This is a genomic window from Clostridium sp. (assembly GCF_050717515.1).
GTDB lineage: Bacteria > Bacillota > Clostridia > Clostridiales > Clostridiaceae > Clostridium_AD.
In genome coordinates this window covers 191,336-212,526 of sequence record NZ_JBOITL010000039.1, presented here as the reverse complement: position 1 = coordinate 212,526, position 21,191 = coordinate 191,336, and the positions used below count along the sequence as shown (strand labels likewise).

The 21,191-nt window shown below is 31.7% G+C and carries 17 protein-coding genes; 14 read left to right on the top strand and 3 right to left on the bottom strand.

The features are described 5' to 3' along the window. Positions 1-248: 248 nt before the first annotated feature. The 12 genes from ACREV6_RS23120 to recJ all read left to right on the top strand — a co-directional run bounded on the left by ACREV6_RS23120 (position 249) and on the right by recJ (position 17,102). Positions 249-1,001, top strand: coding sequence for an ABC transporter ATP-binding protein (locus ACREV6_RS23120; RefSeq protein WP_431580394.1), 753 nt, complete (start codon positions 249-251; stop codon positions 999-1,001). After that, a complete protein-coding gene (locus tag ACREV6_RS23115; RefSeq protein WP_431580393.1) occupies positions 994-2,619 on the top strand; it encodes an ABC transporter permease subunit in 1,626 nt (541 codons plus the stop codon). The genes ACREV6_RS23120 and ACREV6_RS23115 overlap by 8 nt, the downstream gene beginning before the upstream one ends. A gap of 45 nt (positions 2,620-2,664) precedes the next feature. Beyond that, entirely contained in the window at positions 2,665-3,651 is a 987-nt protein-coding gene (locus ACREV6_RS23110) for an extracellular solute-binding protein (RefSeq protein ID WP_431580392.1), read from the top strand. 21 nt (positions 3,652-3,672) lie between these two features. Then, a complete protein-coding gene (gene phnW / locus ACREV6_RS23105) occupies positions 3,673-4,767 on the top strand; it encodes a 2-aminoethylphosphonate--pyruvate transaminase (protein WP_431580391.1) in 1,095 nt (364 codons plus the stop codon). Next, positions 4,764-5,579 carry a phosphonoacetaldehyde hydrolase gene (gene phnX, locus ACREV6_RS23100; RefSeq protein ID WP_431580390.1) on the top strand — a complete coding sequence of 272 codons (816 nt, stop codon included), beginning with the start codon at positions 4,764-4,766 and terminating at the stop codon, positions 5,577-5,579. Before phnW ends, phnX begins: the two co-directional genes overlap by 4 nt. After that, positions 5,569-6,930 carry a (R)-1-hydroxy-2-aminoethylphosphonate ammonia-lyase gene (pbfA, locus tag ACREV6_RS23095; protein ID WP_431580389.1) on the top strand — a complete coding sequence of 454 codons (1,362 nt, stop codon included), beginning with the start codon at positions 5,569-5,571 and terminating at the stop codon, positions 6,928-6,930. The genes phnX and pbfA overlap by 11 nt, the downstream gene beginning before the upstream one ends. A 336-nt stretch (positions 6,931-7,266) precedes the next feature. Continuing rightward, the gene (locus ACREV6_RS23090; RefSeq protein ID WP_431580388.1) at positions 7,267-7,659 is read left to right on the top strand and encodes a hypothetical protein; all 393 of its coding nucleotides are present in this window, start codon (positions 7,267-7,269) and stop codon (positions 7,657-7,659) included. 186 nt (positions 7,660-7,845) lie between these two features. Then, positions 7,846-8,868, top strand: a complete 1,023-nt coding sequence (gene mnmH / locus ACREV6_RS23085; protein ID WP_431580387.1) for a tRNA 2-selenouridine(34) synthase MnmH — start codon at positions 7,846-7,848, stop codon at positions 8,866-8,868. A 121-nt stretch (positions 8,869-8,989) separates the two neighbouring features. Further along, a complete protein-coding gene (locus ACREV6_RS23080; RefSeq protein ID WP_431580386.1) occupies positions 8,990-10,945 on the top strand; it encodes a DNA gyrase/topoisomerase IV subunit B in 1,956 nt (651 codons plus the stop codon). Positions 10,946-10,964: 19 nt separating this feature from the next. Then, on the top strand, positions 10,965-13,895 hold the full coding sequence (locus ACREV6_RS23075; RefSeq protein ID WP_431580385.1) for a DNA topoisomerase IV subunit A: 2,931 nt from the start codon (positions 10,965-10,967) through the stop codon (positions 13,893-13,895). 119 nt (positions 13,896-14,014) lie between these two features. Next, on the top strand, positions 14,015-15,262 hold the full coding sequence (locus ACREV6_RS23070) for a M16 family metallopeptidase (RefSeq protein WP_431580384.1): 1,248 nt from the start codon (positions 14,015-14,017) through the stop codon (positions 15,260-15,262). Positions 15,263-15,332: 70 nt separating this feature from the next. Further along, on the top strand, positions 15,333-17,102 hold the full coding sequence (gene recJ / locus ACREV6_RS23065) for a single-stranded-DNA-specific exonuclease RecJ (RefSeq protein ID WP_431580383.1): 1,770 nt from the start codon (positions 15,333-15,335) through the stop codon (positions 17,100-17,102). Positions 17,103-17,157: 55 nt separating this feature from the next. Here recJ and ACREV6_RS23060 read toward each other — a convergent pair whose 3' ends face one another. The 3 genes from ACREV6_RS23060 to ACREV6_RS23050 form a co-directional block, all read right to left on the bottom strand. After that, entirely contained in the window at positions 17,158-17,340 is a 183-nt protein-coding gene (locus ACREV6_RS23060) for an alpha/beta-type small acid-soluble spore protein (RefSeq protein WP_124998100.1), read from the bottom strand. A gap of 215 nt (positions 17,341-17,555) precedes the next feature. Next, positions 17,556-17,747, bottom strand: a complete 192-nt coding sequence (locus tag ACREV6_RS23055; protein ID WP_431580382.1) for an alpha/beta-type small acid-soluble spore protein — start codon at positions 17,745-17,747, stop codon at positions 17,556-17,558. A gap of 275 nt (positions 17,748-18,022) precedes the next feature. Beyond that, the gene (locus tag ACREV6_RS23050; RefSeq protein ID WP_431553554.1) at positions 18,023-18,208 is read right to left on the bottom strand and encodes an alpha/beta-type small acid-soluble spore protein; all 186 of its coding nucleotides are present in this window, start codon (positions 18,206-18,208) and stop codon (positions 18,023-18,025) included. 222 nt (positions 18,209-18,430) lie between these two features. Between ACREV6_RS23050 and murG the strand changes: the two genes are divergently transcribed. Together murG and ACREV6_RS23040 are read left to right on the top strand one after the other, a co-directional pair. Further along, entirely contained in the window at positions 18,431-19,504 is a 1,074-nt protein-coding gene (gene murG / locus ACREV6_RS23045) for an undecaprenyldiphospho-muramoylpentapeptide beta-N-acetylglucosaminyltransferase (RefSeq protein ID WP_431580381.1), read from the top strand. 145 nt (positions 19,505-19,649) lie between these two features. Further along, the gene (locus ACREV6_RS23040; RefSeq protein ID WP_431580380.1) at positions 19,650-21,038 is read left to right on the top strand and encodes an MBL fold metallo-hydrolase RNA specificity domain-containing protein; all 1,389 of its coding nucleotides are present in this window, start codon (positions 19,650-19,652) and stop codon (positions 21,036-21,038) included. Positions 21,039-21,191: the final 153 nt, after the last annotated feature.

The following is a 21,191-nucleotide window of genomic DNA, read 5'->3' as shown; positions in this document are numbered from 1 at the left end:
TTTATTTTTCTGCTCATAATATATAAACAACTTATCATAAAACATGACAATATACAAGGAAGTATTAGAGAATAAACAAAGAAATTGTCATATGTGTCTACAAAGTATGTCGTGATATAGTATAAATATAATAAACATATAGTAATACTTTACACACTTTTAACCTATTCATAATATGTATTAACCTTTGTCAATGTATACTAAAAGTGCGATGAAATAAAAAAGAAAACAATTTGGAGGTGAATTAAATGCTTGAACTCAGAAATATAACAAAGCAATTCGATGATAAATTAATATTAGATAAAATTAATTTAAAAATAGAAAATGGGGAGATTGTGTCTATGCTAGGACCTAGTGGAAGTGGTAAAACTACTTTGCTAAATATAATTCTAGGAATAATACCAATGGATAGTGGCAGTATTATATTTAATGACGTTGACATAAGTAAAGTATCCATGAAAGATCGAGGATTTAATATTGTTTTTCAAGACTATGCACTTTTTCCTAATCTTAATGCCTATAAGAATATAGTATATGGTCTGAAAAACAAACCTAATTTAGTATCACCCAAAGAGCTTGAGGAACTTATAGATTTTTTAGAATTAAAAACTCACTTATATAAAAAAATTCATGAATTATCTGGTGGGCAGAAACAAAGGGTAGCATTAGCTCGAACACTGGCAACAAAACCTAAAATACTTCTTTTAGATGAACCTTTAAGTGCTCTTGATGGAGTTATAAAGGAGACAATTAAGGAAAAGATTAAAGCTATTACTAGGGAATACAAGCTTACAACTATTATAGTAACTCATGATCCAGAAGAAGCACTAACTATGGCGGATAAGGTGCTGATTATTGAGAAAGGTAAGATTTCACAATATGGTTCGCCAAAGGAAGTAGTACATCAACCTAAAAATAAATTTGTGGAGGAGTTCATATTACGCCAATTAAAAATAAAAAGAGATAATATTTATAACTTGTTTGGAGAGAGTTATGTATAGAAAAAAACTTGAAACAAAAATTATTTTTACTGTTATAACCTTGTTTTTTATAGCATTCCTTTTTATTCCGCTACTAATACTTTCAATGAACTCATTTATGGGCGAAAATGGTATGGGATTTTCTAATTATTATTTAGTTACTCATAATAAGGAGTTTTTAATTGCCATAGGAAATAGTATAAAAGTTTCCTTGATTACGGCGTTAATAACAACAATTTCTGCTTTTATTCTAGCTTACGGAGTAAACTGTACAAAAATATTTAGTCCCATAAAAAACTTTGTAAAAATTGGAATATCTATACCAATGCTTTTGCCTACCATAACTTATGGATTTGCTATAATATATTCTTTTGGCAGGCAAGGACTTCTAACAAAACTTTTTGGAAGGGAGTTATTTCAAATTTATGGTTTCAATGGACTTCTAACAGGCTATGTAATTTATACACTACCTTCAGCTTTTCTTCTTATAAATAATTCTTTTGAGTATATTGATAAAAAGTTTATTGTTGTATCAAAGCTTATGGGTGATAATTTTTTAAGAAGTTTTATAAATACAATCTTTCGTCCCTTAATTGGTACCTTAGGAGGAGCCTTTGTACTTAGCTTTATTTTAAGCTTTACAGATTTTGGTATACCTGCTTCTGTAGGTGGAACCTATAGTGTAATTTCAACACAGCTTTATGAAGTAATGCTGGGGTCCATACCTAATTTTAATGGTGGCGCTGCAATAGCTATACTCATGCTTATACCTGCAGTTTTCGCGGTGTTCTTCTTAAATTATATTGAAAGATATAATTTTAGTTATGATAAATTTACAGAAATCCAGTTGAGTAAAAACAAATTCAGAGACATTTCTTTTGGTTTAGTATCAGTTAGCACCGTGGTAGGTATTATGTTAATATTTTTAGTAATGTTTATAGCACCCTTTGTTAATAACTATCCTTATGATATGAGCTTTAATCCTAGGCTTTTTAAAGATACTGTTTTATCAGGAGACATTTTAGATGTATATGGAAATTCACTTTATGTTTCTATTATTTCAGCAATTATTGGCACTATAATTTGTTATAGTGCAGCTATTGTAAATGCTCGTTCTAATATGAGTAAGAGTGCTAAATTAGCAATAGATATATTTTCAATGATAACTAATACAGTTCCAGGGATGGTTTTAGGACTAGCTTATTTAATGCTTTTTAATAAGAGTGATTTAAAAGGAACTTTCACAATAATAGTAATTTGTAATACAATACATTTTTTTACTACACCTTATCTAATGGCTAAAAACTCCCTTTCTAAAATGAATCCTGCATGGGAAACAACAGGAGAATTAATGGGTGATAACTGGATTAAAACTATAACTCGTGTTATTATTCCTAATTCAATAAACACTATAGTAGAAATGTTTGGGTATTATTTTATAAATTCAATGGTTACAATTAGTGCTATTATTTTCCTGGTCACTGCAAGGACATCTCTTTTAACAAGCAAAATTAATGAACTTCAACATTTTCAAAATTTTAATGGTGTATTTGTATTATCTATACTTATTTTTTCAACTAATATATTTATTAAACTTGCCTGCAATTTAGTTAATAAAAAAATAACTATCCATAAATAAGTGTGGAAGATTTAATAAATATATAAAATAAAGGAGAGATTTTTTATGAAAAAAGCTTCTAAAATTATTGCAATTTCTTTAATGGTATGTTCATTGTTGTTTACGCTTATTGGGTGTAGTTCTAAAGGTGCACAAAAGGTTGTTATATACACTAATGCGGACGAGGAAGCGGTGGCATCTATGAAAAAAAGTCTTGATAGCTCTGGATACCAAGGTAAATACGTATTACAAACTCAAGGAACATCTGAACTTGGTGGAAAATTAATGGCTGAAGGCGATGAAATAGAAGCTAATTTGGTAACAATGAGTTCTTATTTTATAGACAGCGCACAGAAAAAAAACAATATGTTTGAAAACTTAAATTTTACTACTAATTCATTAGAAAAATATCCAAGTTATTATACACCGATATTGGCAAACACAGGTGCAATATTTGTTAATACAAAAGTTATGAGTGAAAAGGGTCTTGCTATGCCAAAATCTATAAAAGATTTAACTAAAGATGAATATAAAGGTTTAGTTTCAATCCCTAACATAATGAATTCATCAACTGCATGGCTTCTTATTCAGGCAATTATAAGTGAATATGGGGAAAAAGAAGGTACCGTTGTATTCAATAAACTTATTGTAAATTGTGGACCCCATATTGAAACTTCAGGATCAGGTCCAATAAAAAAAGTTAGAGTTGGAGAAGCGGCAGTGGGATTTGGTCTTCGTCACCAAGCGGTAGCTGATAAAACTTCTGGAAAAGATATTGATTATATAGATCCAATAGAGGGGAATTATTCGCTTACAGAATCAATAGCAGTAGTTAAAAAGAAAGACACAGCTATAACAAAACTTGCTATGGAAATGGCAAAGGTTATAGTAACTAAATCAAGATCTGAACTTATTAAAAATTATCCTGTTGCACTTTACACGGGTGAGACTATAGATAAGCTAAATAAACCGGGAAATCCTAAAAAGTTTGAAAGCCCATTAACAGTAGAACTTCTTGCAAAACATCAAGAATTTTTTAAAGTTTCAAAATAAGTAATAGGAGGGATTTTTAATATGAAAAATTATAAACTACTAACCCCAGGACCACTAACTACTACAAATACAGTTAAAGAGGAAATGCTCTTTGACCGTTGCACTTGGGATGATGAATACAATGGAATAACTCAAAAAATTAGAAGGGAGATACTTAACTTAGCAGAAGCATCACCTGAGGTATATACTACAGTTCTTATGCAAGGTAGTGGAAGCTTTGGTGTTGAAGCTGTGCTCCATACAGCTATTAGCAAAAAAGACAAATGTTTAATAATTACCAATGGTGCTTATGGAGAAAGAATTGTAGCCATGGCTAAATGCATGGGAATTAACTATGTTAATTATAAGGTGGAATATGATACTTTTCCTAAAGCTTTTGAAATAAAAGAGATACTTATTAGTGATAGAGATATAACTCATGTAGCTATGGTTCATTTAGAAACTACAACCGGTATATTGAATCCTATTGAAGAAATTGCAAAATTATGCGGGGAGTATGATAAAACCTTCATACTAGATGCTATGAGTAGCTTTGGAGGAATTCAGATTAATGTTCAGGAGCTGGGCATAGATTATTTAATTAGTAGTGCTAATAAGTGTATTCAGGGTGTTCCAGGTTTCTCCTTTATTATAGCCAAAGTCCAAAAACTTTTGAAGTGTGAAGGTAATTCAAGTAGTTTATCGCTAGATTTATATGACCAATGGAAAAATATGGACAAAAACGGTAAGTGGAGATTTACTTCTCCAACACATGTGGTTGCTGCTTTTTCTAAGGCTTTAGATGAACTATTAGAAGAAGGAGGAGTTGTAGGTAGAAACAAACGTTATAGGGACAACAATAACCTTTTAAGAAAAAAGCTTAAAGAGATAGGAATAACTTCATACATAAAGGAAGAACTTCAATCCCCTATTATAACAACCTTTCTTTTACCCAGTGAAGATTTTAACTTTAAAAGTTTTTATGATTACGTAAAAGAAAGAGGATTTGTGTTATACCCTGGTAAGTTAACAGAGGTTGATTCATTTAGAATTGGTAATATCGGTGAAATATACCAAGAAGATATGGAAAAGTTATGCCTTATTATACAAGAATACATGAGGGGGATAAAAATATGAACAAAGTAGAAGGAGTTATATTTGACTGGGCAGGAACCACCGTTGATTTTGGATGCTTTGCACCTGTTAACATATTTTTAGATATATTTAAAGCAGTTGGTATAGAAGTAACTATGGAGGAAGCAAGAGCTCCTATGGGAATACTTAAAAGAGATCACATTGTGGCTATTCTAGAAATGGTTAGAATAAGGAAACAGTGGGAAGAAAAATATGGTAGAGATTTTAATGAAGTGGATATTGATGATTTATATGGTGAATTTCAACCCCTACTTATAGCTTCATTAAAAGAGTATACGCACCCAATTCCAGAAGTTATAGATACGGTTAAACTACTGAGAGATCAGGGAATGAAAATTGGTTCAACTACAGGATATACAGATGTAATGATGAGAATAGTAGTTGAGGGTGCTAAGGTAAAAGGGTACGAGCCAGACTTTTGGGTAACACCAGATTCTACAAACTCTTTTGGTAGGCCCTATCCATACATGATATTTAAAAATATTGAAGCACTAAAACTTTCAGCCTCATGGAAGGTTGTGAAGGTAGGGGACACGGTAGCAGATATTAAAGAAGGAGTAAATGCTGGAGTTTGGTCTGTTGGGATAGCTGTTGGAAGCTCACAGATGGGACTAAACTATGAGGAATTTATTAGTCTTTCTGATAACGACAAAAATGAAATTATTAAAAGCACAAAGGAAAGTTTTTTAGAAGTTGGCGCAGATTTTACTATAAGTTCTATGAAAGAACTACCATTGTTAATCAGAAAAATTAATGACTTAATAGCAGCTGGCACTAGACCAAATGCAAAATAAGGTGGAATTAAATCGAGAAGGTGATGTGAACTTTAGCCAGAATAGAGAAAAGTGGATTATGGATCTCCATAAAAACAGTAAAGAGGTTTTAAATGCTGATAAATCTGTATTTATGAAACAATCTATGTCTACCCCCTGTATGAATGTAATTGTAAATGCAGAGGGATGCTATATAGAGGACATGTCAGGGAAAAAATACTTAGATTTTCATGGTAATAGTATACATCAAATAGGTTATAAAAATTCTTATGTTATTGAAGCTATTAAAAAACAAATGGAAGAGTTGCCCTTTATTCCAAGAAGATATACAGCTGATGTTGTGGTACGCGCTGCAACAGCATTAGTAAACAAGACAACATCAAAAGATTATAAGGTGTTATTTACACCATCAGGTAGTGCAGCTATAGGTATAGCACTTAAAATTGCACGAAAAGCAACAGGCAAACATAAGGTTATATCAATGTGGGAATCCTTTCATGGAGCCGGACTTGACTCAATTTCTGTGGGAGGAGAATATGTTTTTAAGAAAGATATGGGACCGCTTATGCCGGGGTGCATAAGATCCATTCCTTATAATGGATATAGAAATCTACTAGGAAATATAGGGGAAGATGGTGTTTCTAAGTTTTGCACGGATTACATTGAATATATAATAAAAAACGAGGGAGATATAGGCGCAATATTATTAGAACCAATTAGAGCTACAGATACACATATACCTCCAAAAAGTTATTTTCAAAAACTTAGGGCAATATGCGATAAAAATGATATATTACTAATTTTCGATGAAATTCCAACAGCACTGGGTAGAAGTGGGGAATTTTATGTGCATCAAAATTTTGATGTAGAGCCTGACATACTTGTCCTTGGAAAAGGACTTGGAGGAGGTATAATACCTCAAGCAGCTGTGCTTACAAAATCCAAGTATGATTGTGCTGGAGATATTTCTCTAGGGCATTATACTCATGAAAAACCAGCGGTAGGCTGTGCAGCTATCTGTGCTACTATAGATTTTATTGATGAAAATCATCTGCTGGATAATTGCAGGATGATTTCAAAGTATGTAAGAGAAAAGGCTGACGTGTTATATAATACTTATGAGTGCATTGGTGAAGTACGAATTCGAGGCTTATTAATTACATTTGAATTTGTAAAAAATAGAGATTCAAAAGAAAAGTATGATGAACTTACAGAAAAGGTTTTATACAAATCGCTTGAGCTTGGTCTATCCTTTAAAGTATCGGCGGGGAATTGTGTAACTTGGCATCCACCGCTAATAGTTACTGAGAATGAAATTGATATAGCTTTTAGTATATTGGAAAAGGCTATAATTCTTAGTCTAAATATATAAAGTTTATATTAAATATAAAAAGCATCTGCCCAACAGATGCTTTTTAATGGGTTTTCAGTAACCTAAATAAGGATTTAAAAAAATAGAGTAGATGAAAGAATAAACTTATTTATTAATTTATATATGAAAAGTTAGCACTGTTGACGTATAAGCAGGAGTAGATTATAATTATTGTTACATTGATCATTGATCGTTGATGATTTTATAAATTAAAGTTGACTTGTTATTTATTTTAATGTCTCTAACATAATTATTTTTATATTTAGTTGAAAAATGTACCCTTTCGCATTTGAATGGCATATAAAGTAGTATAAATTCAAATGAAGGAGGGATGATTTGATGGTAGAGATAGTTATTCAATATGTTTTAATACTGCTTTTAGTATTAGGCCTTGGCTATTTAGTTTACTTGTTAAAGGATAGGGATACAAATCTTAGGGAAGACTATTTTGGTCTTGCTTATGTAATACTTGGTGGGCTATCTGCTAGTGAGTCTACACCTGAAAATGCAAAAAGAATTATTAGAATTGTTTCAAGAATAGTTCAGCATGTAGAATCAAACTATAAAAATAGCGAAAATACCTTTAAAGAAGAAAAAGCTATTAACATGGCAAAGGATGCTATTGGTTTATTGAATTTTGAGAGCAACATAGATAGAGAAAGTATAAAATATATTATAAGATTAGCTGCAGCAATGCTTCCTGCAACTAATAAGACAGTTGAGAGTTGACAGAGTACAGTGGACTGGGACAGAGTACAGTGGACAGGTGACAGAAGGCAGTGGAAAGTGGAGGTTGAATTTTATTTTTACGAAAGTGAAAATTTCATCAACTCTCCACTTTCAACTCTCAACTTTCAACTGTCCATTGTCCATTGCATAGTGCAAATAGAAGGAACAAGCCAAGGAGGAAAATTAATGTTAAAAACCATAGAATATGGAGAACTTGAGGGGAATTATGTATTAGTTGACGTAAGAAGTCCAGGGGAATTTGAAGAAGGAACAATAAAAGGGGCAATTAATATACCCTTATTTGATGATGAAGAAAGAAAAATTATTGGTACCGTATATACAAGGGAAAGTGTTGATAAAGCAAAAAGAATTGGACTAGAAGTAGCATCTAAAAAGTTACTCCATATTTATGACGAAATAAAAGAACTTAATAAGCAATACAATAAAATTGTGTTGTTTTGTGCTAGAGGCGGAATGAGAAGTGGTGTACTTGGTATGTTACTTAGTTCTCTTGGTGTAAATACAGAGAGAATAAATGAGGGATATAAAGGATATAGAAAGTTTGTAATTGAAAAATTACCTGAACTTAATGATGGTGTCCAATATATTGTTTTACATGGTAATACTGGTGTTGGAAAAACTGAAATACTTAAACAATTAGAATGTGATGGATATGATGTTTTAGACCTTGAAGGTTTTGCTAATCATAGAGGATCTCTTTTAGGTACAGTAGGACTTGGAAAAACCACTAGTCAAAAGGCATTTGAATCTAAAATATATCATATGTTACGAGATTGTAAAAGTCCTTATGTGTTTATTGAAGCAGAAAGCAAACGTATAGGAAATACTACAATACCTGATTTTGTATTTCAAAAGATGAAAAGTGGTAGACATATATTTGTAGATGCAGATATTGAGTTTAGAACAAATCTTATTATTAATGAATATACAAAAGTTGGGAACTGTAACACCGAAATAGTTGATTGTTTAAAAAGACTGGAAAAGCATATTGGAGAAAAAAATGTTGACATGTACTGCAGCGCCGTTTTAAAATCAGAATATGAGGTCGTAGTAAGCGAACTTATGATTAAATATTATGATCCTATGTATATGCATTCAGCGAGTAAATACGATTATGAATTAAAAATTATGGTAGAAGACATAAAAACTGCCACAGAGCAAATAGAAAATTGGTTCAAAGTTATATAAAAGAATAAAAATACCAAAAAACAGAAACTAATGTTCTGTTTTTTTATTTAAAGTCCTTTACCTTTTGCAAGTAAACATATAAAATAACAAATGGATAATAAAATTTTACTGGAGGATTTATATGAGTTTTGATAAGGAAGAAATTCAAACCTATGATGTAACCGACTTAACTTCTCTAGAAAAACTAGAGCCTGTAAGAATAAGACCGGGTATGTACATAGGTTCTACAGGTAGCAAAGGGTTACATCATTGTATATGGGAAATTTTAGATAATGCTATAGATGAGATAGCTAATGGCTATGGTGATAGAGCTGAAATAATATTAAATAAAGATAAAAGTGTTACTATTGTTGATAATGGTAGAGGGATTCCTACAGGAATACATCCTATAAAAAACAAATCTGGTGTGGAAATGGTATTTACTGAGCTTCATACTGGTGGAAAGTTTAATAATAAGAATTATAAAACTTCTGGCGGACTTCATGGTGTTGGAGCTGCGGTTGTAAATGCATTATCGGAGTGGCTCTTAGTTGAAATAAGTCAAAAGGGTAAAGTTTTCACTCAAAGATTTGAATATTCTTATGACAAGGAGTTAAAAAGACCTATGCCAGGTACACCGGTGAGCAAGCTGGTGGAAGTAGGGTTAACAAAAGATACAGGTAGTAAAGTTACTTTTATGCCGGATAAAAATGTATTCACGACGCTAGAATTTAAAACAGATGTTATTGATGAAAGGCTACAAGAATTAGCCTTTCAAAATAAAGGAATTACCCTGGTATTTATAGATAATAGAAAAGAAGGGAACCCTACAAAAGAATATCACTCAGAGCGGGGTCTTCTAGATTTTATAGATTATTTAAATGAAAGTAAAACTGTTTTGCATAAGGACCCTATATTTTTTCAAGGTGAAAAAGAAATAAATGGGATACAATTATACGGCGAAGTGTGCATACAATTTACAGATTCTACTACAGAATATATTGCGAGCTACGTTAATAATATACCAACTACAGAATCAGGAACTCACGAAACTGGATTTAAAACAGGTATGACAAGGGCTTTTAAAGAAGGTGCTAAAAAGCTTAATCTTTTAAAAGAGAAGGATAAGGAATTTGAGGGTGACGATTTAAGAGAAGGTATGACGGCTATCGCTAGAATTAAAATAAGCAACCCAATCTTTGAGGGTCAGACTAAAAGCAAACTAGGAAATAATGAGGCCTATAGCATGATGAATGAATTATGCTTTGCTAAAATTTCAGAGTGGATAGAAGACAACAAAGAAATGGCAACGAATATAATAAATAATGCTATTTCTGCTGCATCAAGACGGGATAAAATAAAAAAGATTAATGACGCTGAAAGAAAGAAAATAGGTAAGGGAGCAGCTCCTCTTGCAGGGAAGATTGCAGTATGTACATTAAAAGATTCAGAGTTTACAGAATTTATAGTGGTGGAGGGAGACTCAGCTGGTGGAAGTGCCAAGCAAGCCAGGGATAGAAGATTCCAAGCTATTATGCCTTCAAAAGGTAAAATTATGAATACTGAAAAGCAAAAACTAGAAAATGTACTAGCTAGCGAGGAACTTAAAATATTCAATACTGCCATTGGAACAGGAGTTTTAGAAAATTATAAGGAAAAAGATTTAAAATATGGTAAAATAATTATTTTAAGTGATGCAGATGTTGATGGATATCACATTAGAACATTGTGGATGACTTTTATTTATAGATATATGAGACCGCTCATCGCCAATGGTCACCTTTATATGGGGATGCCACCACTTTATAAGGTTTATAAGAATGGTAAAAATGGTGAAGTGGCTAAGTATGCTTATAGTGATGAAGAACTAATTAAGACCAAAAAAGAAATTGGAAAAGGTGCTCTTATCCAAAGGTATAAGGGTCTTGGAGAAATGAATCCAGATCAACTTTGGGATACTACACTAAACCCAAGTACTAGGACTTTGCAGCAGGTCACTATAGAAGATGCAGCAAAGGCAGAGAAGATGGTTTCGCTTCTAATGGGAGATGTGGTTGCACCTAGAAAAAATTACATGTATAAATATGCTGAATTTTAACAAAGGGAGGATTTATTAAATGGCAAAAAAAATTGACGTACCTAAAGACAATAATATAATAATGACTCCTATAGAGGAAGCGATGCCAGATAACTACCTTCCATATGCCGTGGAGGTTGCCAGGGATAGGGCCTTGCCAGATGTACGAGATGGGTTAAAGCCAGTACATAGAAGGATTCTTTATGGAGCTTATATGCTAAAGGCCTTTCCAGACAAACCTTATTATAAATCAGCAAGAATAGTCGGAGATATTCTTGGTAAATACCATCCCCATGGAGATAGTTCTGTTTATGGTGCCATGGTAATACTAGCCCAAGATTTTGCCACAAGAAAGCCTCTAATAGATGGCCATGGAAACTGGGGAAGTCAAGATGGCGATAATGCGGCTGCCATGCGTTATACAGAAGCAAGGCTTTCACCTATTGCTCTTGAAATGATAAGAGACATTGATAAAGGCGTTGTGGAAATGGTAGATAATTATTCTGATACAGAGAAGGAACCCTCCGTATTGCCATCAAGATATCCTAATTTGCTGGTAAATGGAACCTTTGGAATAGCGGTAGGAATAGCAACAAACATACCACCTCATAATCTAGGAGAGGTAATTGATGGGCTAATCGCTTACGCAGATAATGAGAAAATCACAACAAAAGAGCTTATGAAATATATTAAAGGACCAGATTTACCAACAGGAGGCATTTTAATTGGAAAAAATGCTATACAAGCTGCTTATGAGACAGGAGAAGGTAAGGTAACGCTACGTTCTAAAATGAAAATTGAAACATTAGAAAGTGGACGCATTGGGATAGTTATTACGGAGTTCCCATACAGAAAAAACAAGGCAAAGCTACTTGGGTCTATTTCTGATATGACAGCGGATAAAAAACATGCAAAAGCACTAGAGTCTATTGTAGATATTAGAGACGAGTCTGATAGAAGTGGACTTAGATCTGTAATTGAATTTAAAAAGTCTACAGATAAGGAAACTGCTACTAAGGTGCTTAAATACTTGATGAAAAAAACAGAACTTCAATGTAATATACCTTTTAATATGGTAGCACTGGCTAATGGAAAGCCTCAAACTATGGGGCTTAAAACCATATTAATGCACTATTTAAATCATCAAAAGGATGTTATCACTAAAAGAACTCAAAGTGAACTAGCAGTTGCAGAAAATAGATTCCATATTGTACAAGGATTTATTAAGGCCGTAGATGTAATGGATGAAATTATTGTGATAATTAGAGGGTCAAAATCTAAAAAAGATGCTGGGGAAAATCTTATTAGTAGGTTTGATTTTTCTACAATTCAAAGTGATGCAATACTTGAACTTATGCTATACAGGCTAACGGGACTTGAAATAAAAATATTCTTAAAGGAATATAAAAAACTGGAAGCACTAATTATGGGATATAAAAAAATTCTTGGAGATGACAAGGAACTTTTGAAAATAATAAAAACAGAAATCTTAGAAATCAAAGAAAAATATAATGATCCTAGGCGTTCGGAAATTATTGAGGATGATAACGAAGCTAAAATAGATGTAGAAGAGTTAATTATGGTAGAGGATATTATGATAACACTATCTAACGATGGTTATATAAAAAGAGTGCCAACGAAATCTTATAATAGGTCTAACACTAATATAGAAGATATAGAGTATAGGGAGGGAGATTTTAATACATATTTAATTGGAACAAGTACTAAAGACACCTTGATGATCTTTACGGACCTTGGAAATATGTATCAATTAAGAGGCGATTTAGTGCCAGAATATAAGTGGAAGGAAAAAGGTGAAAGACTTGATACCCTTATTCGCGGAATAGATTTAACAAAAGAGAAAATTGTTGAGACACTTTCAACTGAAGATTTGTCGGCGGCTAAGGAATTTATGTTGTTTACTAATAAGGGGAATGTAAAGAAAACAGATTTGGATAAATTTATGACGAGTTATACTAAATTATCTGCTTTAAGGCTAAGAGAAAATGAAAAACTTCTTCATGTTAGGTTAATAGATAAGGAAAGGCAAGAAAATTTCTTCAAAGTATTAACAAAGGAAGGGTTAGAATTTTCTGTGGAAGAGCCAGTGCTTTTGGATATTGATAGAAATACAATTGGTACTCAGTTATTTAATCTCACAAGCGAGGATGAAGTGGTAAAAATAGAATTTGCTAAGGATTATGATTATAAAGAATTCTATCTTAGTTTAAATGCAAAAGGAGCAATAAAAGTATCTAGTAGAAAGACAAATACACATTTAAGCACCTATACTAAATCATCTTCTACACTGCTTATATTTACGCAAAAAGGTGCAGTTCATAAGCTACCTAGCTATATGATTCAGAATATTGAGAAGAGTGGTATACTTATTAGCACTCTACTGGACAATTTCAATATTGATGATAAAATAGTAGATATTGTGTCAATCGATAATTTCAATGAAGAAATAAGTATATATTTCTTTACTAAAAAAGGTTTTACAAAACGCACTAAGCTTTGTGAATTAGAAGGTGATTTCTTCTCTGCAATGGTCTATAAACTAAAAACAGAAGAAGATAAATTAACCGCTGTAAAAATTAACAAGGATAATGAAGATAAAGATATACTAATGGTAACAAAAAAGGCAATGTGTATAAGATTTAATGTGAATACTATTAACTTTATGGGAAAAGTTGCCTCAGGGGTAACAGGAATTAGCTTAAGAGATGATGAAGTTATATTTGTAGATTTAATACCAGCGGTAACAAAAAAATCCGAAGATACTAATGAAATAGCGATCACATTTGAGGAAGAAATGAGCTTAACCGTGAGCTGCTTTAAAGGTGAAAAGAAGACTATAAGACTTCAGGATATAAACGTTCAGAATAGAGCAGGTAGAGGTAAAAACTTAACCAATGCACTTATAGACGATTATGTAGAGGATGTTACTTTAGCACCTGCACAAAAATAATAAGTAAAAGATGCTTTTAAATAAAAATAAAAAACACGCATAAAAAGTTAGATAAAACTTGTTTTAGCGTGTTTTCCTTTTATTGAAAATAAATAAAATATAAAAATGAAGGTGATTAAATGGAAAAAATAGTACTTAAAAATGGAGTGAAGTTATTATATAAGAAAGCAGAGAATAATTTAACTTCTTTTACGGTAGGGTTTAATGCAGGAGCAGGTATTGAGGGAAATAGTGAACTGGGAATTGCTCACGTGGTAGAACATATGCTTTTTAAAGGTACCACTTCTCGCTCAGAATATCAGATTAATAAATTATGTGATGAAACCTTCGGATTTTGTAATGCAATGACTAATTATCCCTATGCAGTATATTATGGTACCACCTTAGATGAAGATTTTGAAAAAGGCTTTGAAATTTACTCGGATATCCTTTTGAACCCAACTTTTCCAGGGGCGGGGTTCAAAGAGGAAATAGATGTAATCAGCGCCGAATTAAAAGAATGGAAAGATGATTCTAGCCAGTTTTGTGAAGACTCCTTGCTTTATAATGGGTTTAATATGCGAAGAATAAAAAATTTAATTATAGGCACGGAGGAGGCAATTCGCTCCATAACCAATGATAGAATTAAAAATTTTTATTATAAACACTATACCTCAGATAATTGCGTTGTGAGCGTAATATCTTCCTTGAGTTTTAAAAGTGTTTCAGACATAGTGGAAAAATATCTTTGTAATTTTAACAATAAAGAAATTAATGCTGAGCATCATTTAGACCACACGCCACAGTATATATACGAAAATAATAATCCAGGAACTTACTTTCAATATAGAGATGACTTGCAAGGTGCAAAAATTCAATATTGTTTCCCTATTCATGATTTAAATGATAGAGAAATTAGTGCACTAAAGCTATTTAACTTAGTCTTCGGAGAAGGTACAAGCAGTATACTATATGATGAAATTAGGACTAAAAGAGGCCTTGTTTATGATATAAACAGTAAAATTAAAAATGAGACGGGAATAAAACTTTTTACTATTTCCTTAGGTACTTCCTACGAAAATGTAAATAAGACCATAGAAATTATTAATAATCAAATTGAAGAAGTTAAGAAGTTAAAGGGCTATTTTGATAAGGATTGCCTTTTAAAACTGTGTAAAAGCTACAAATTAAGAAGGATGCTAGCCTTAGAGAAATCTATTCAAACTAGTATGAGTTTATGTGTATATGAAATTATGTATGGAGATGGCTCCGTAATTTTTTCTGAATTTAAAGGGATGGAAAACATAAAAGATGCTGAAATAATGAAAGTAGTAAACAGTGTTTTAGTTAATCCTACTATTCAAGTTTTGATGCCTAGTAAGGTATAGTGGGCAGCGAGTTTTGATGCTAAAAAAATTCAGCACTAAATATGAAATAATAATTAATTAGGAGATAAGTATGGAGAAAAAGTGGTTAATAAAAAATACCTCTAAAGACATTAAAACCTTGGCAAAAAAATCTGGGGTAAGTGAGGTTGTAGCTAAAATTTTAATTAATAGAGGATTTCATAATGAAATAGATATAAAAAGATTTATGAGGGCTAGTTTAGAGGATTTATATGATCCGTTTTTAATGAAAGATATGGAAAAAGCTACAGAGTTAATAAAACTCGCTATTGAAAACAATAAAAAAATAGTGGTATATGGGGATTATGACGCTGATGGTGTTACTAGTACTGTTATAATGTATAAATCATTAAAACAATGTGGTGCTCAGGTAGAATACTATGTTCCTGATAGAGAACTTGAAGGCTATGGTATAAATAGTGATAGGATAAGAAAACTTTGCGCAGAAGGTGTTCAAGTGATTTTAACTTGCGATAATGGAATCGCCGCAACGGAGCAGGTAAAACTAGCAAAAGAACTAGGAATGACTGTTATAATAACTGATCACCATGAGTTATCATTTGAGGAAGATAGCAGCGGAGTGAGAACCTTCAAGATTCCTCCAGCGGATGCAGTTATTAATCCAAAACAGAAAGAATGCAATTATCCCTTTAAACAACTCTGTGGAGCGGGTATTGCACTTAAATTTGTTGGAGCACTATATTTAAAACTTGGAATTAATAGTGAAGCTGTAAAAGAGTTTATAGAAATAGCAGGAATAGGAACTATTTGTGATGTGGTAGATTTAACTGATGAAAATAGAATAATTGCTAAAAATGCCTTAGAGATGTTAACAAATACAAAAAATCTTGGGTTAAAATGTTTAAAAGAAATTTTAAACATTGCGGATAAAGAGATGAAATCCTATCATGTTGGGTTTCAAATAGGACCCTGTATAAATGCTACAGGCAGATTAGAATCAGCAGCTATTTCAGTTGAACTTCTTATATGTGAAGAGGAAACTAGAGCAGTGGAACTGGCTAAAACACTATATGAACTTAATAAAAAAAGACAAGATATGACAACGGAAAATGTGCAGCAGGTAATAGAACTTGTAGAGCATTCCACTTTTAGAAATGACAAAGTATTAGTGATTTATAAAGATACTATCCATGAGAGTATCGCAGGAATTGTAGCAGGACGTGTTAGGGAAACTTTCAATGTGCCAACAATAATATTAACTAGTGGAAAAGAGAATCCTAAAGGTTCAGCAAGATCTATTGAAGAATATAATTTATTTGAGGAATTAATAAAATGTGAAGATCTACTTTTAAAATTTGGAGGACATCCAATGGCGGCAGGTCTTTCTATCAAAGAGGAAAATATAGAAAAATTAAGGCAAAAGTTAAATTCTATTTGCAAGCTAACGGATGAAGATATTATACCTAAAATAAGAATAGATGAAAGAATGCCACTAACTAAAATAAATTATGGGATAATTGAAGAATTGGAACTTTTAGAGCCTTATGGTAAAGGTAATCCCTCACCACTGCTGGCCGAAAAAAACATTCCCGTTTTAAAAATAGATATATTAGGGAAAAGTGCTAATACAATAAAAATAAAGTGTTTAATGCCGGGAACAAATAAAACCATTGATGGAATATTTTTTAACAGAGTAGAGGAATTTATGGAAATGCTAAAAGATTCCTATGGAGAAGATTATATGACCTACTTTGATAACCCAAGAAGCATGAAACTAGATTTGATTTTTACACCTCAAATCAATGAGTACAATGGGCGAAAGTCTATTCAATTAAAGATTATAGAATTTAAACTCAGTTAAATATTTATAGACACATAGACTTAAGTCTATGTGTCTATATTATATTTTGGTTATATTATAAATTTTCTTCGTACTGTTGTACCATTTTTTTAACCATTTCTCCGCCAACAGAACCACATTCCCTTGAAGTTAAATCGCCATTGTAATCTGTAAAGTTAACACCTAGTTCTTTTGCAGTTTCCATTTTAAATTTATTTAATCCGGCTTTAGCTTGAGGTACTAATTTTCTGTTTGACATTTGTTAATCACTCCTTTTATATTTTATTTTATTATGATAGTATCTTGTGCAGAAATTTAAAATATATAATAGAATATTGAAGGGAATTAAGGCAAGTGAATTTTAAATTAAAAGAAATTATATGTGTTTCCATTATTCAGGTTAAATCATCTTCTGGGTCGCTGCAAAATTAAAGGATATATGCCTTGCATATATCCTTTAAAAACTAATTAAAATTATAGATTTTTTTCGTATTGCTCTACCATTTTTTTTACCATTTGTCCGCCTACAGAACCGTTTTCTCTAGAAGTAAGATCTCCATTGTATCCTTGTGATAGATTAACTCCGACTTCTTGAGCAGCTTCCATTTTAAATTTGTTTAAACCCTCTCTAGCTTGTGGTACTAATGCTCTGTTTCTGCTTGTCATTATTAATTACCTCCTTCTATATTTTATTTGTGTTATGATAGTAGCTTGTGCAGAAATTTAAAATATATAATAGAATATTGAAGGGAAATAAGGCAAGTGCATCATTTAAAATTAATACTTGTTATAATGTGAAAAACTTTAATTATATGAAAAAAAATAACATATTTTTATTATTTTATGAATTTAAAAAAATATAGTTATATGAATAAGATAAAATATCAGAGTTAAGAGGTATATGGCTAGCATATACCTCTTAACTGATTTAAAACATTAAATTAAAGGTTTTTTTCGTATTGTTCTACCATTTTTTTAACCATTTGTCCGCCTACAGAACCGTTTTGTTTAGAAGTAAGATCTCCATTGTAACCATTCTTCAAACTAACGCCAACTTCTTGAGCAGCTTCCATTTTAAATTTGTTTAAACCTTCTCTAGCTTGTGGTACTAATGTTCTGTTTGCCATTTTAATTCCTCCTTTAAATTTTTGTGTTTATTTGTATGATAGTAGTTTATCCTGGTATTGCATTTTTATTATAGTGGGTTCAAGGATAGTTTTGAAAATTATATACTGTATAGAAAATTATGGACAACATCATTTTATATAAACAGTAGAACTTTTTATTGTAATTGGTATATAATAATGTAGAATAAACTGAGTAAAGCATCTTTTCAAAGGAGTGTTAAAGTGGAAAATCACAAAATAATAATGACTGGTGGAGGTTCAGCAGGACATGTAACACCAAATCTTGCGCTTGTACCAAAACTTAAAATGCTAGGTTATGAAATCCAATATATTGGAACAAAAGAGGGCATTGAAAGAGAAATAATAGAGGGTGAAAATATAAAATATTATCCTATTTCAAGTGGAAAACTTCGAAGATACTTCGATATGAAAAATTTTACTGATCCACTAAAAGTAATTAAAGGACTTTTTGAGGCAAAAAAAATAATGAAAATTGAAAAACCAGATATTGTTTTTTCAAAGGGCGGTTTTGTTTCTGTACCAGTGGTACTTGCTGCATACCTTTGCAAGATTCCAGTAATTGCTCATGAATGTGATATTACGCCAGGACTTGCGAATAAACTTGCGGCGCCTTATTGTACAAAAGTATGCGTAACTTTTCCAGAAGCCCTAAATGAAATAAAAAATGGAAAAGGGATAGTAACTGGTAATCCTATACGTCGCGAATTATTTTTAGGAAGCAAAATAAAGGCTAAAGAAATATGTGGCTTTAAAAATGAAAAACCAATATTGCTAGTGATTGGTGGTAGCTTAGGATCTAAAGCTATAAATGAAGCTCTACGGTCTAAGCTTGAAAAATTAATATTGAAATATAATATTATTCATATTTGTGGCAAGGATAATATGGAAAAATCACTGCAAAACAAAATGGGCTATGCGCAATTTGAATATGTAGTGGATGAATTACCTCATTTATTGGCTGCTGCGGATCTAGTGGTAGCAAGAGCAGGAGCAAATGTAATATTTGAACTTTTAGCACTAAGAAAACCTAATTTATTAATTCCATTATCTGCCAAGGTAAGTCGCGGTGATCAAATACTTAATGCTAAATCTTTTGAAAAAAGCGGGTATAGTATGGTTATTCAAGACGAGGAGTTAACACCTGAATACTTACAAATGAAGATTGATGAATTGTATAATGACTCAGAAAAATATATTGTGAAGATGAAAAATAGTAACGCAGAAGATAGCATTGATTTAATAGTTGATTTAATAGAAAAATATAGAAAAAGATGAAGAAAGTAAAATTTCTTCATCTTTTTCTATTTAAAATATTATTTATTTTATAGAAAAGCTAAAAAAAGTGTAAACTGTAATTATGAGAATATATCCTTGCTTATTATTTAAGAAAAATAATAATATAAATTAAAGGAGGAATAAGATGGAACTTAATTTTTTTGGTGCTTGCCAGTGTGTTACAGGTTCATGTCATATGCTAAAGGTAGGAGACAAAACTGTTTTATTAGATTGTGGATTATACCAAGGACGCGATGGAGATGGGGGTAATAACCAGAATTTTGAATTTAACCCGGAAGATATAGATTTATTGATATTATCCCACGCTCACATAGATCATAGTGGAAGAATTCCACTACTATATAAAAATGGATTTAAAGGTGAAATTATATGCACAAAAGCTACCAATGAACTATGCCTTGTGATGCTTCAAGATAGTGGTCATATTCAGGAGATGGAAGCTACGTGGAAGAATAGGAAATTTAAAAGAAAAGGCCTGCAAACTGTTGTGCCTTTATATACCTCAAAAGATGCTCAGGAGTGTTTAAAGCTTTTTAAAAGTTATCCTTACAATGAGGAAATAAAACCTTTTGATGGCTTAACAATTGTCTTTGTGGATGCAGGGCATTTATTAGGGTCAGCTATTATAGAACTGCAATTGGAAGAAAAAGGTGCAGCGCCTGTAAAACTTGTTTATAGTGGCGATTTAGGTAATGTTAACATTCCACTTATAAATGATCCCAGCTTTATAGAGTGTGCAGACTATGTAATTATGGAAACCACCTATGGAGATAAAGTACATAAAAATTTCAAAGATGTATTAAAGGAGCTTGCCAATATAGTAAAAGAAACTTTTGACAGAGGAGGGAATGTTATAATTCCATCCTTTGCAGTAGGTAGAACCCAAGAGGTAATATATGCCTTGAATAATTATTTTGATGAGGATATGCTTAAAAATCTCTCGGTGGTTGTGGATAGCCCCTTGGCAGAAAAGGCAACAAGAATTTTTGAGAATAATAGAGAATATTTTGATTCTGAGGCAAAAGAGATGGAAAAGCATGATAATAATATACTGAGTTTTGAGGGGCTTAAGTTTACTCAGTCTGCAGAGGAGTCTATGAAGTTAAATGACATTCAAAAGGGAATGATAATAATATCAACGTCTGGAATGTGTGATGCAGGTAGAATAAAACATCATTTAAAACATAGTTTATGGGTTCGTGAAAATTCTATAGTATTTGTAGGATATCAAGCTGAGGGAACCCTAGGTAGAAAAATATTGGATGGAAATAAAATGGTTGAAATTTTTGGTGAAGATATTTCCGTAGCAGCATCAATATATAATTTGCAAGGACTTTCTGGGCATGCGGATAGAAATGGTTTAATTAATTGGATAGACCATATGAAGATAAAACCTAAAGGTATTTTTCTTGTACATGGAGATAGTGATGCTCAAAAAAGTTTTAAGGAACTATTAGATTCAAAAGTTTACTATTCGGTAATTGTTAAAAGTGGGGAAAAATATAAACTATAAGAAATATAGCGGAAATTAGTGCTTTTATAGTTTATTGGTAATTATTATAGTATAATGCAATATTTATACAATATTCATAACAAAGAACTTGAATATTTTTCATTTTGATGTATAATTAAGGGGTAATTAAAACTATCTATTAATATGAAAGTA